The sequence below is a fragment of the Alloacidobacterium dinghuense genome, from assembly GCF_014274465.1.
Lineage (GTDB): Bacteria > Acidobacteriota > Terriglobia > Terriglobales > Acidobacteriaceae > Alloacidobacterium > Alloacidobacterium dinghuense.
In genome coordinates, this window is the sequence record NZ_CP060394.1 from 3564897 (window position 1) to 3577480 (window position 12584).

The following is a 12584-nucleotide window of genomic DNA, read 5'->3' on the forward strand; positions in this document are numbered from 1 at the left end:
GTGCGGTTCCTGATTCCATTTCGCCCCATCGTCTGCAGCCTGCTGCTTGCGGCTTCGCAGTTTGTATTCGCCCAGCAACCCGCCACCACGGCGTCGCGTCCCCAGCCCGAGACGCCACCGCCACCGTCAACACAGTCCCTCGCGCATGGACGCTTACTCCTGGTGCTCCCATTTGAAAACCACACCGGCCAGGCAAGCCTCGACTGGATTGGTCAGGCGTTCCCCGAAATCTTCAACCGGCGGCTCGCCTCAGCTGGATTTCTGCCCATCAGCCGCGCAGACCGACTCTACGCGCTCGATCATCTTGGACTGCCGCAGCACTTTCAGCCATCCCGGGCCAGCGCCATCCGGCTGGCGCAAACCCTTGATGCCGATTACGTTGTCTTCGGCTTTTACACCACGACCGGAACCACGCTGAACCCCACCGCTCAGGTTCTCGACGTCACTGGCCTCAAACTCGGCGCTCCGCTGACCAATCAAGCCGACTTAACACATCTGCTTGAAACGCTGAACAGCCTTGCCTGGCAGGTCACCCGGCAACTTGACCCCGCATATGCCGTCGCCGAACAGACCTTCATTGCCGCCGACTCCGACCTGCGTCTCGACGCCTTCGAAAACTACGTGCGCGGCTTGAGCGAGGGTTCGATCGACGAAAGGGTCCGTCACCTTCGCGAGGCCGTCCGGCTGAGTCCGCGCTTCAATCCAGCGTGGCTGGCATTGGGCAAGGCCTATTTCGCGAACCAAAATTTTGAGCAGGCTGCGGCAGCGCTCGGTCATTTGAGCAAGGACGACCCAAATGCACTCGAAGCGGACTTCTACCGCGGTCTGTCATTCTTCTATACCGGTAAATATCTGGAGGCCGAAGACGCCTTCGCCTTCGATACAACGCGTCTTCCGCTTCCCGAGGTTGTCAACAACCAGGGAGTTGCCGCTGCCCGTCGAGGCAAAGATGGAGCACCGCTCTTCGTGCAGGCCATCACAGCCGACCCCAATGATGTCGATTACCACTTCAATCTGGCTGTAGCGCTGCGCCGTCGTGGCGATATCGCTGGAGCCGTCCGCGAAATTGATCGGGCCGTGAAGCTGCGACCGCAGGACAGCGAAGCGGCAAGTCTTGCCGCAATGCTGCACAAAGAACAACAAGACCCAACCGCGGCCACCAAGGTGAATGCCTCCCTGACCACCCCGAACAGTTCCGGCAGCGGTCCGCTCGAACGCATCAAGCGCACCTACAACGAAGCCAGCTTCCGCCAGGCAGCTTTTGAAATGGAGCAGGTGCAGACCATGCGGCTAAGCGCGCTTCCTCCTGCTGAACGAGCCGCAACACTCACGCAGGAAGGCAGCCAGTTCTTCAATCGCGGCCTTATTCTAGAAGCCGAGCGCGAGTTTCAAGCCGCGCTTGCGGCTGATCCCTCTTCCTCTGCAGCCCATGCAGGACTCGCGCAGGTGCGTGAGCGTAGCAGCGATCCGGACGCAGCCCGTCAGGAAGCGCTCAAATCTCTGCAATTAACGCAGAACGTAACCGCGCATCTGGTGCTGGCTCGAATCGATCTGCAGGCAAACCAGCTCGGCGCGGCGGCTGGCGAAGTAAGCCAGGCACTCCAGATCGAGCCCACCAACGCCAATGCACACGGCATGAAGCAGGCTCTCGAACAAAGAGGACAGCAGGTTCGATGAAAGCATTGCGGCACAGTTCGACATTTCTTCTCGTCTGTGCCGCAGTGTTGCTTTCAAGCCGCGCGATAGGTGCTGTGCCGCAGCAGTCGCAGGTTGTATTGCTGCATGTGCAAGACACCATCCAGCCCATCAGCGAGCAGTACATCAGCCGCGGCATCGCCCGCGCAGCGGATATCCATGCCGAGGCCGTGCTGATCGAGTTGGATACCCCGGGCGGTCTGCTCGATTCGACACGCAATGTCGTGCATGACATTCTCGCTTCGCCATCCCCGGTCATCGTCTATGTCGCGCCTTCGGGCAGCCGCGCCGGTTCGGCAGGCTTCTTCATTCTTGAATCGGCGGACATCGCAGCAATGGCGCCCGGAACAAATGCCGGCGCAGCCCATCCCGTTGTAATGGGCACCAGCGTCGACCCCGTGATGAAGCAGAAGCTTGAGAACGATGCGACGGCGTTTCTCCGTTCCTACGTATCGCGTCGCAATCGCAATACTGACGCCGCGCAGGATGCCGTTCTGAATTCAAAGTCCTACACCGAGCGTGAAGCCGAGCAGCTGAAGCTCATCGACGTCATCGCACCCAGCAACACCGCCCTTCTTGATGCCATCGATGGCCGCGTCGTTACCCGCTTCGATGGCTCGACTACAACTCTGCATACGCGCAACGCGCATATCGTTCCTGTAGACACAACTCTGCGCGAAAACATCCTCGACAAGCTCATGGACCCGAATCTTGCCGTGCTCATCCTTGTCGTGGGCGGCCTGCTCATCTATCTGGAATTCAATACTCCCGGCACCATCATTCCCGGCGCGCTGGGAACTCTGCTGGTTGTCCTCGCGCTCTTCGCGCTCAATCTGCTCCCTGTCCGCTACACTTCGCTCATGCTGCTGCTCGCAGCCTTCGCACTGATGATCCTCGAAGCGAAATTCGCAAGTCATGGCGTGCTCGCTGTCGCTGGCATCATCTGTCTCGTCTTTGGAACCCTCACGCTGGTCGCCGGCCCCATTCCGGAATTGCGCGTCAGCATAGCAACTGCCGTCGGAACCGGCATTGCCTTCGGCGCGATCACTACCTTCCTCGTTCGCATCGCGATCCGTGCGCGTCGAAATAAGGTCCTTACCGGCCCGGAAGCCCTCATCGGATCCATTGCCATCGCACAGCAGCCACTCGATCCGCGTGGACAGGTCATGGTGCATGGTGAACTCTGGTTCGCCGAATCCCCAGCGCCTGTTTCACCTGGCGAACACGTCCGCGTGCGCGCTGTCCGCAATCTGACGCTATTGGTGGAGCGTGTTCCCAATGGCCAATCGACGGCGATTTGAGCATCCCTCCCCAATGCCGTTGCTGTACAATCGCACCTCAGTGAGGCGTTTTTTATGGGAATTCCGGGCCTGGTCGTAATTGCTGTTATTGTCCTTTATCTGCTGAACTCCATTAAAATTCTGCGCGAGTACGAACGCGGCGTGATTTTCCGCCTTGGCAAGGCACTCCCGAAGCCAAAAGGACCCGGCATCATCCTGGTCTTCAGACCGCTTGACCAGATTGTTCGTATCTCTTTGCGGCAGGAAGTCCTCGAAGTGCCGCCGCAGGACGTCATCACCCGCGACAACGTCACCATCAAAGTCAATGCCGTCATCACACTTCGCGTGCTCGACCCACTCAGGGCCGTCATCGAAGTCGCGAACTATGTCTACCAGACCTCGCAATTTGCACAGACGACGCTACGCTCGGTGCTTGGAGAAGTCGAACTCGACGGCCTGCTCTCACACCGCGATGCCCTCAACCAGCGAATTCAGACCATCATCGACCAGCGCACGGAGCCCTGGGGCGTAAAGGTTGTCAGCGTTGAAGTAAAGCAGGTTGACCTGCCCGAGCAAATGCTGCGCGCCATGGCCAAACAGGCCGAGGCTGAACGCGAAAAGCGCTCGAAAATCATCAATGCCGAAGGCGAATTCAGCGCCGCGCAACGACTGGTAGATGCCGCCAATCTGCTGGCGCAGCAGCCCATCACCCTTCAGTTAAAATATCTGCAGACACTCACAGACATCGGCACAGAGAAGAACACGACCGTCATTTTCCCTCTGCCCATGGAACTACTTTCTCTCCTGCAGAAGCTCGGAGCCCCCGCAGCGTCTGCGCCAAAGCCTGAGGAACGGTGATGAGACGCCCCATCGAACGCGAGCACGAAGAAGTCGATTCAGAGATTACCCTCAGCGCGACAACGCTGCTGGGCATCTTTTTCGGCCTGGTGCTGATCTGCGGCGTCTTCTTTGGTTTCGGATACTCCACCGGCCGTCGCGGCAACGAGACTCCAGCCTCGACAGCGCCAGTCGCACCCGATCAGAACTCCGCCCCGGCAGCGTCGCACACGCCCAAGCCATCTGCAATGCAGAGCCTGCAGGCAGCGAACAGCAACAGCGGCGCGCAGGATCCCAATGCCATCACTGAATCCCTCGATGAGGACTCAACGCCAGACAACACCCCGAGCCAGTCATCTGCTTCCGAGGCAAAGCAGACTGCGGTTCAGGCTGCTGGATCGAGACCAGCAGCCCCACCACCGACCGTCAAGCCAGCCTCGTTGAGCACTCCTGTCTCCATGCCGGTCACCGGCGGATCGGTAATGGTGCAAATTGCGGCGGTAACACGTCCGGAAGACGCAAATGCATTGGCTTCAGCCTTGCGCCAGCACGGATACAACGTAGTCGTGCGGAATGAATCACAGGACAGTCTCCTGCATGTTCAGGTAGGTCCCTTCGCCTCCCGCGACCAGGCCAGGGAGATGCGTTCCAAACTCCTCGCCGACGGGTACAACGCCATCCTCAAACCTTAAGAATTGCGGTCAGTTCTTTAGAACAGCGCTTTCCCCGCGCATCCACTCCGGCAAGCTCGAAGCAATCGACTGCCGCACCGCAGCAAGCAGTTCTTCACGCGTCGGATAATCGCGAGGCCACAGCGGTGTATGAAAAACAACATGTGCGGTCCCGGGCGTGATTCGCATGCTGCCCTTCTTCATCATGTTTTCCGTGCCCCAGATTGAGATGGGCACCACCGGGCTACCCGATTCCATCGCCAGATAAAACGGGCCTTTCTTGAATGGCAGCAGCCGTCCATCGCGTGACCGCGTGCCCTCCACAAACGAGGTGATATGCAGGCCGGAAGTCATCACCTGCCTCGCGCGTTCGACGCTCTGCTTAGCGCTCTCCACGCGCCCATCGCGGTCCACTGGAACAAAATCCCCCAGCCGCATCGCATACCCCAGCAAAGGAATTTTCATCAGCGACCGCTTCAAAAAAACAGACGTACGGCCCGGAAGCAGCGGCAGCAGCACCGGAGGATCAAGGTTCGAAACGTGATTCGACATGAAAATATAGCTCAGCGCTGAATCAAGCTCTTCACGCCCGCTGACGTCGATGCGAATCCCGCCGACCTTCAAACCCGCATTCGCAATCCACATAGCCCAGCGATACAGAAAGGAAATATCGCGGCTCAGCAGCGTCCACGGCAAACCAATCACGGCCGCCGGAAAACCCATAATCAGATAGAACAAAACAATCGCAATCGTCGACAGCATGACTTACGAGCGCACCAGCGCCCTCTGCTCCAGCCGTTGCGGCAACTTCTCATAGATATCATCAAAACCGCCGTTGGAAAGAATCGCAACCACATCTCCCGCGCGCAGTTCCGGCGCAATGGCGGCGACAATCGCGTCTGCATTCGCAAAAAGCGCTGCAGATTTGCCTTGCAAGTTCAAGCCCTTTACAACGCTCTCCGGGTGCAGCCGCTCACCTTCCGGAATGCTCTCCTGCTTAAAGACACCCGCCAGCACAACGCGATCCGCAAGTGAGAGACTCTCAATCAACTCCCGCTCAAAGACATTCCGGCGCAGCGTATTCGAGCGCGGCTCCAATACCGCCCACAGACGTGCCTCAGGATACGCTCCACGCAATGCCTTCAAGGTCTCCCGAATCGCAGTGGGGTGATGCGCAAAGTCGTCAATGATGGTCACCCCATCGACCACGGCTCTGACTTCAAGCCTGCGCTTCACGCTTTCAAACGAAGCCAGCGCCTCCTGAATCGCCGCCGTCTCAATCCCCTGTCCGGACGCCAACGCCGCCGCTGCCGTCGCGTTCAAGGCATTGTGCTCGCCCGCCATCGGGAGTTCCAGTTCAGCCCAAATCGAACCCTCGCGAAAAACCTTCCACGAACTACGTCCATCTCTAAATCGCAGGTCAGAAACGCGCCACTCGGAGTCAGAGCCAAATCCGTAACGCTCAACGTTACAAAATGCCTTACTCACGCATTCAGAAACAATTGGCGCGCCATCGTAAGCAACCACACGCCCACGCCGCGGAACCAGATTCACCAGCCTCTTGAACGCAGTCTTCACCTGATCGAGATCGCGATAAATATCTGCGTGATCGAACTCCACATGCGTCAGGATGAGCGCGTCCGGAAAGTAGTGCATGAATTTCGGACCCTTATCAAAGAAGGCCGTGTCATACTCATCCCCTTCCAGAATGAATGGCCTCGTCTCGCGCAGATGAAAGCTGGTCCCAAAATTCTCCGCCACTCCGCCAATCAGAAACGACGGCGCAAGTTCTGGCTTCGTGCGCGACGCAACTTCATAAATCCACGCCAGCATGCTGGTCGTGGTCGTCTTCCCATGCGTCCCGGCAACGACCAGCGATTCGCGGCCCGCGAGAAACTCCGAATGAATCAGCTCGGCAAGCGAAGTAAACGGGATGCGCTGATCCAACACATATTCGAGTTCCAAGTTCCCGCGCGACATGGCATTGCCTACAATCACCAGATCGGGATGCGGCTTGAGATTCTCCTCCGAAAAAGGCTCGGCAACATGAATATTCAAGGCACGCAACAGATTGGACATCGGCGGATACGCCGCCTGATCCGAGCCCGTCACACGATGCCCCTTCAACTGCAACAATCCAGCCAGAGACGCCATCGCCGTCCCGCAGATCCCAATCAAGTGAATATGTTTCTTCTGCATCCTTCAATCAACCTGCACCGCCGGCTCCAGATACTGCAACACCGGCTCATCTTCCAAAATCAATTCCGCCTCAATCCCAAACGGCAGCGTCACATTGCTGCGCGACACATGCCCTGACCGCAGCCCGATCGCAATCGGCCCATCAAACCAGTCCAGCACACGCAGAATCACCTGCTCCAACAATTCTGGACCCGTCCCGGGCGATGTGCATTCCAGCATTTCGCCAAAGACAAATCCAGTCACACCATCAAATTTCCCGCCCAGCACCATCTGCCGCAGCATTCTGTCGATCTGGTACGGCTTCGTACCCACATCTTCCAAAAACAGCAGCTTGCCTTCCGTCTGCGGTGCAAACCTCGTCCCGAGAGTTGCAGTCAGAATACTCAGGCAGCCGCCATACATCACTCCCTGCGCGCGCCCCGGCCTCAGAACCTTCAACCCCTCCGCAGCGCCAGCTACAACAGCATCGCCATCGAGCGCAGCATCGAAGCTCACATCATGCACGCCATCATCGACAGCAAAATCAGCAGCAACCATCGGCCCGTGAAACGAAACCAGCCCAATCTCATCCAGCAGCCAGGTCTGCACGGCAGTCATATCGCTATATCCGAAAAGTGGTTTCGGATTCTCCTGAATCAGATTAAGATCGATATCCTCAAGCAAGTAATTCGATCCGTAACCACCACGGGTACAAAATATCGCCTGCATTTCCGGGTCCGCAAACCCGGCATGCAAATCCGCAAGCCGCTGCTCCGCGGTTCCTGAAAAATATGGCGCCTGCCGACCCTGTGCATGCTTACCAAACTCTGCGTCATACCCACGCGCGCGCAAAGCCTCAATGCCACGAGCAAGTCTCTCCGGCTTTGAGGAACTAGCTGGAGCAATTACCGCAACCCGCGCATCCGGCGCAACCGCAGGCGGTTTCAGCATCCGAAAGCCTCACCCGAGGAAATAATCTCCGCAGGCCCCGTCAATAGAATTTCGCTCTCGCCTCCGAGCCATTCAACCTGCTGGGTTCCCCCAGGAGCGCGCACCTGCAGACGCGAAGCACCACCGCGATGAACCATCGCTGCAACAGCCGTTGCGCATGTTCCCGTTCCAGAAGAGGTTGTCGGCCCAACACCTCGCTCAAATATTCGAATCTCAATCTCATCTGTGCTGATTACCCGCACAAATTCGACATTTGTCTGTTCAGGAAAATCTGGATGGAAACAAATCTCGCGGCCAACCTCCTGCCAGCTTCGGCCTCGAACCTTGAAATTTACATCCTCGGCAAAAAGAACGAAGTGCGGATTACCGACTGAAACAGAAATGCCGTCAATCTCTTCATCGCTCAGCTTCACCGTGCGTGGCACAATCCCCGGCACGCCCATCAGCGAGGCGATCTGAAAACGGTCGCCCCCCGCCTTCACAACGGTGCACTCACGCGGACCCGCATCCGTCTCGAGCGAGACGCTATCACCCGCGCCGAGCTTTCGTTCGTGAGCCATCCACGCAGCCACGCAGCGCGTACCATTGCCGGAAATCTCGGCAACCGAACCATCCGCGTTAAAGAGCCGAATCCGGCCCGAACGCTCTCCAGTCCACTGCAGATACTCAACACCATCTGCGCCGATTCCAGTATTGCGGGCACACAACTTCACCGCGCAGTCGCGTTGCCGCTCTGCACTTACTTCCACCGCATCCACGATCAGAAAATCATTCCCACACGCGTGGCCTTTCACAAACCGAATCAATCGTCCTCCGGATCGTGGAATGTCAACACTTCATCAATGGCGGGTGCCGCGTTTAAAGTTGCCAGCAGTTTGTCATGACCCCTGCGTGAAGCAGCTACGGAAAATGACAGCCGATTCAATTCTCCAATGCTCTGCTGGTCCAACACAACAAGCCTGCGTTTTTCGCGATCCATCGCATTCAGAATTGAGAGAGAGATCTTGTCGGCGTCGGCGCCGCGCACCTCGTAGATCACAGAATACAGTTTGAGGTTTGCATGCTTCTCAAGAAAACCCACGCCCTCAAGCGCGATCAGTATGAGCGCGGCAGAAAACACCGCGGGAAAGTACAGGCCCGCGCCGCAAGCCATCCCAACCGACGCCACCGCCCAGACAGTCGCCGCGCTCGTCAGGCCGCTCACACGGTCACGATTGCGAATGATGAGTCCGGCCCCCAGAAATCCGATGCCCTGCACAATGTTGGAAGCGATCTGTCCCTTATTGGCGCTCCCCGCGCCCGCCACCACGGACGAGAGAAATGTAAATAGTGACGCACCAAAACAAATCAGCAGGTTCGTTCGCACACCTGATGGCTTATGGTGATACTCGCGGTCGATGCCAATCACACCCCCGAGAAAGGCCGCTAACAGCAAACGACCAATCGCGCCACCGGTAAGAACCGCTTCTTCCAGACCATTGAAGGTCAACATGTGGCCGGGTTCTTCGAGCGCCAAAAGGAGGTGTGCCATGCTGTTTGAGCGTGATGCTATCACTTCGCAAGATAGATGCGCGCGCACGGTTGACCCGTGGAACACACTACGTTAACCAGCGTCAGTCCCTCCGGATGCGCTTCTACCGCGCGCGCCACTGCGTCGCCCTCGGTAGCCACAACAATCGCCGCGGACTGCGCCGGATGCTCCAGCGCCGGCGGCCATTGATAGTAATCTCCTTCGTTGATCGTCCGCTTCAGCGGAATCCCCGCGCGCTGCAGCGCTCCCGGATGCTCCGACGTGTACATCAGGATCATCCCTTGCTCCGGCATCGTCGCCAACGCGTTTGCCAGTGCTTTCTCATACGGTATCCGCGTCCGCGAATTGGCCACCGCTTCCTGCAACACCAGCGGACGCCCACGCAGCAACACAACGCTGTTCGCCATCACGAGAACCGCAACCGCAATGACAACCCAGGCATAGGATCGCGGCCGGCGCCTGGCCGTGAACGCGGCGACTTCATGCACAAAAATTGCCAGAAACAGCGCGAATACCGGAAGCATTTCCATTCCGTAGCGCACGTTGTACCAGGAGTGCGGCCACCACAACGGAATGAAAATCGGCACCGAGCCATAAGCAATCGAATACGCATAAAACGGCAGCGGTATCCCCAGGAGCAGCGCAGCAGCAATTCCCCGTAACCGCCATCTCCATGCCGCGATTGCGGTGCCCGCGAGCGACAGCCACAGCAAGAGATTGCCCCAGCGCAACGGGACGGCACCCATTTCGGCAGCCTTCAGAAAATACAACGAGGCTACGCGCATGCTGTGCCAGCCGGGATAGTGCGGCGCTCCCGGCATTGAAGTACGCGCATCAATCGCCTTTGCTGAATAGGGTCCGCGCAGAAAATCCAGCGGATCGCCAAACTGTTTCGCGTTATACAAAAGCCATAACGCCGGAGCGGCCAGCAGCAGCCCGGTAAACAAAATAAAGGCCCCGCCCACGCGCTCACGTAGATGCCGCCGCACTCCCCACGCCACCACCAGCCACGCAAACGCCGCATAGATCCACCCGTCGTAACGCGTGAACATCGCTGCCACCAGCACGAGCCCTGCTGCAACCAGCTGTCGCGACGCCCGCTTCTGGTCGCCGGCTTTCATCGCACGACCATGCTCAGCGATCAGCAGCGCGCTCCAGATCATTTCAGCGAGAAAGAGCGGCTCCGTCATCGCCGTAGTCTGCATGTAGAGCAGCCCCGGGTTCAGCGCATAGAACAAGCCCGCAATCCCTGCAGTCGAACTAGGTAGCCACAGTCTCGCCAGCCTATAGATACCGGCACAGCCGAGAACGTAGCACGCCATCGAGGGCCACGCCCCCGCCAGCCCTGTCTGCCACCATTCCATCTTCTGCACAAAGGGCAACAGCAACAGGTGCGGCAGCGGCAGCCAGACCGAGCCTAGCTGCCGGAAACCGGGATTCAGTGAATCGAAGATACGACGCGCAATATGCAGATGAGCGACAGCGTCGCCATACAGCAGCAGCATGCCGCCCTGCATGCAGTACCTTAGAGCCATGAGCGATAGCCCCATGGCGATCGAGCCTACCAACCACGCCTCCTGCCGAAGCGAGAGATGATCGGCTTCCTGTACAGCTTTGGACTCAGTCAAGATGAGACAACTCGCGAAAGAGCGCAAAGCGCCGGTCGATTTCTTCGCGCGTTAATGCCTGCAACCGCTCCGTCCCGAAGCGCTCTACGGCAAAGGAGCCCATCACGCCGCCGTAGAACATAGCGCGCTTGAACGTAGCCGGAGTAATTTCCTGGTGTGATGCGAGATACCCGAAGAATCCGCCCGCGAACGAATCACCGGCTCCCGTCGGATCGACAACTTCGCTCAGCGGCAATGCAGGCGCGCGGAACGGAAGAGCCACGTGGTTAGTCTCGCCCGGAAACAATTTATCGCCGAAAAATGCGGTTGCGCCGTATTCGCCGTGCTTGACGATAAGGCTCTTCGGCCCCGACGCCAGAATCTTTTCCGCCGCACGTACCAGGTTCGCATCCTTTGCCAGCAGCTTCGCTTCACCGTCATTGATGAGCAAGCCGTCGAGACCCGTCAACACTTTCTCCAGGTTTTCCCGATGATCGTTGATCCAATAATTCATCGTGTCGCCGCACACCATGCGCACACGCGGCATTTGCTTGCGAACATTCGCCTGCAGCATAGGATCGATGTTCGCCAGGAAAAGAAACTCGGAGTCGGCATACTCTGCCGGAACACTTGGAGAAAATGTCTCAAATACATTCAGATGCGTTTCGTGCGTCTGTGCCTCGTTCAGGTTCTTCAAGTACGACCCGCGCCAGAAGAAGCTTTTGCCCGCGACGTGCTCAATCCCGCGCGTATCCACGCCGCGCCGCTTCAACACATCTTCTTCGGCGGCAGTAAAGTCCTCGCCAACCACCGCAATCACACGCACATCGGTAAAGTAGCTCGCGGCCAATGAAAAATACGTGGCCGCACCGCCCAGACAGCGCTCAGCATGGCCTGAAGGAGTTTCAATGCTGTCAAATGCAACACTTCCCACTACAAGAATCGCCATCAATTCTTCCTGTCGTTATTTATTGAGATATTTGCCCACCAGCAGATCGAGCCGCTCGCGCGTCTCGGCCGGAATAGCAGCCGGATTGGTAAGAATCGCATACTGCAGCGCCGTCGCACAGGCGCAGGTGCGCTCCTTGGGCATCGCAGCCACTGCCGCTCGTACTACGTTGGCGGCGTTCGCCGCATTCTGGTTCAGCACCGCCACAATTTGTTCAACCGACACATCGTCATGGCCTTCGCGCCAGCAATCGTAGTCAGTCACCATGGCCATCGTTGCGTAGCAAATCTCGGCCTCACGAGCCAGCTTCGCTTCCTGCAGATTGGTCATGCCAATCACATCCGCGCCCCAGCTGCGATACAGGTTCGACTCCGCTCTCGTCGAGAACTGCGGGCCTTCCATGCAGACATACGTTCCGCCGCCTTTGCCCACCACATCCGCCGCCGCGCACGCATCCACGATTGTCTTTGCCACCGTGGCGCAGACCGGATCGCCAAAGGCTACATGCCCAACAATGCCGTTCCCGAAAAAAGTCGATTCCCGATGAAACGTGCGATCGATGAATTGATTAGGCACAACGAAGTCCGTCGGCTTATGCTCTTCCTTGAGCGAGCCAACAGCAGAAACTGAAAGAATCCGCTCCACGCCCAGCTTCTTCATCGCGTAGATGTTTGCGCGAAAATTCAGCTCCGAGGGCAGCAGCTTGTGACCGCGCCCGTGCCGTGCCAGAAAAACAACCTTGCGCCCTTCCAGATCGCCAAGAATAAAAGCATCGCTTGGCTCGCCGAACGGCGTCTCAACGCGCTCCTCGCGCGTGTTGGTCAGACCGGGCATGGAGTAAAGCCCGCTGCCCCCGATGATTCCAATTTCTGCTTGTTGCAAACC

The 12584-nt window shown here is 58.0% G+C and carries 12 protein-coding genes; 4 read left to right on the forward strand and 8 right to left on the reverse strand.

Features of this window, described 5'->3' with window-relative positions; all coding sequences use genetic code 11:
* Genes H7849_RS14635 through H7849_RS14650 form a run of 4 tightly spaced genes read left to right on the forward strand, consistent with a single transcriptional unit; the run spans position 1 to position 4504 of the window.
* Entirely contained in the window at positions 1-1677 is a 1677-nt protein-coding gene (locus H7849_RS14635; RefSeq protein ID WP_186740271.1) for a tetratricopeptide repeat protein, read from the forward strand.
* Positions 1674-2996, forward strand: coding sequence for an NfeD family protein (locus H7849_RS14640; RefSeq protein ID WP_186740272.1), 1323 nt, complete (start codon positions 1674-1676; stop codon positions 2994-2996). The genes H7849_RS14635 and H7849_RS14640 overlap by 4 nt, the downstream gene beginning before the upstream one ends.
* Positions 2997-3050: 54 nt before the next feature.
* Positions 3051-3833 carry a slipin family protein gene (locus H7849_RS14645; protein WP_186740274.1) on the forward strand — a complete coding sequence of 261 codons (783 nt, stop codon included), beginning with the start codon at positions 3051-3053 and terminating at the stop codon, positions 3831-3833.
* Positions 3833-4504, forward strand: a complete 672-nt coding sequence (locus tag H7849_RS14650) for an SPOR domain-containing protein (protein WP_186740275.1) — start codon at positions 3833-3835, stop codon at positions 4502-4504. Before H7849_RS14645 ends, H7849_RS14650 begins: the two co-directional genes overlap by 1 nt.
* A 9-nt stretch (positions 4505-4513) precedes the next feature.
* On the opposite strand, the gene H7849_RS14655 is transcribed toward H7849_RS14650, so the two are convergent.
* From H7849_RS14655 to mtnP, 8 genes are read right to left on the reverse strand one after another with little or no spacing between them, the layout of a single operon-like run.
* Positions 4514-5245, reverse strand: coding sequence for a lysophospholipid acyltransferase family protein (locus tag H7849_RS14655; RefSeq protein WP_186740277.1), 732 nt, complete (start codon positions 5243-5245; stop codon positions 4514-4516).
* Positions 5246-5248: 3 nt separating this feature from the next.
* On the reverse strand, positions 5249-6682 hold the full coding sequence (gene mpl / locus H7849_RS14660; RefSeq protein ID WP_186740279.1) for a UDP-N-acetylmuramate:L-alanyl-gamma-D-glutamyl-meso-diaminopimelate ligase: 1434 nt from the start codon (positions 6680-6682) through the stop codon (positions 5249-5251).
* A gap of 3 nt (positions 6683-6685) precedes the next feature.
* On the reverse strand, positions 6686-7612 hold the full coding sequence (locus H7849_RS14665; RefSeq protein WP_186740281.1) for a S66 peptidase family protein: 927 nt from the start codon (positions 7610-7612) through the stop codon (positions 6686-6688).
* Positions 7606-8418 (reverse strand): diaminopimelate epimerase, encoded by an 813-nt coding sequence (dapF, locus tag H7849_RS14670; protein ID WP_186740282.1) that lies wholly within the window; start codon positions 8416-8418, stop codon positions 7606-7608. Before dapF ends, H7849_RS14665 begins: the two co-directional genes overlap by 7 nt.
* Positions 8415-9143: an MgtC/SapB family protein gene (locus tag H7849_RS14675; RefSeq protein WP_186740283.1), complete on the reverse strand. Its 729-nt coding sequence runs from the start codon at positions 9141-9143 to the stop codon at positions 8415-8417. Before H7849_RS14675 ends, dapF begins: the two co-directional genes overlap by 4 nt.
* Positions 9144-9163: 20 nt before the next feature.
* Entirely contained in the window at positions 9164-10771 is a 1608-nt protein-coding gene (locus tag H7849_RS14680; RefSeq protein ID WP_186740284.1) for a glycosyltransferase family 39 protein, read from the reverse strand.
* Positions 10764-11699, reverse strand: a complete 936-nt coding sequence (locus tag H7849_RS14685; protein WP_186740285.1) for a PfkB family carbohydrate kinase — start codon at positions 11697-11699, stop codon at positions 10764-10766. Before H7849_RS14685 ends, H7849_RS14680 begins: the two co-directional genes overlap by 8 nt.
* 15 nt (positions 11700-11714) lie before the next feature.
* The gene (gene mtnP / locus H7849_RS14690; RefSeq protein ID WP_186740286.1) at positions 11715-12581 is read right to left on the reverse strand and encodes an S-methyl-5'-thioadenosine phosphorylase; all 867 of its coding nucleotides are present in this window, start codon (positions 12579-12581) and stop codon (positions 11715-11717) included.
* Positions 12582-12584 lie beyond the last annotated feature (3 nt).

Coding starts and splice junctions, on each gene's coding strand:
- H7849_RS14640 (WP_186740272.1), top strand. CDS start 1,674: ATGAAAGCATTGCGGCACAGTTCGACATTTCTTCTCGTCTGTGCCGCA.
- H7849_RS14645 (WP_186740274.1), top strand. CDS start 3,051: ATGGGAATTCCGGGCCTGGTCGTAATTGCTGTTATTGTCCTTTATCTG.
- H7849_RS14650 (WP_186740275.1), top strand. CDS start 3,833: ATGAGACGCCCCATCGAACGCGAGCACGAAGAAGTCGATTCAGAGATT.
- H7849_RS14655 (WP_186740277.1), bottom strand. CDS start 5,245: ATGCTGTCGACGATTGCGATTGTTTTGTTCTATCTGATTATGGGTTTT.
- mpl (WP_186740279.1), bottom strand. CDS start 6,682: ATGCAGAAGAAACATATTCACTTGATTGGGATCTGCGGGACGGCGATG.
- H7849_RS14665 (WP_186740281.1), bottom strand. CDS start 7,612: ATGCTGAAACCGCCTGCGGTTGCGCCGGATGCGCGGGTTGCGGTAATT.
- H7849_RS14675 (WP_186740283.1), bottom strand. CDS start 9,143: ATGGCACACCTCCTTTTGGCGCTCGAAGAACCCGGCCACATGTTGACC.
- H7849_RS14685 (WP_186740285.1), bottom strand. CDS start 11,699: ATGGCGATTCTTGTAGTGGGAAGTGTTGCATTTGACAGCATTGAAACT.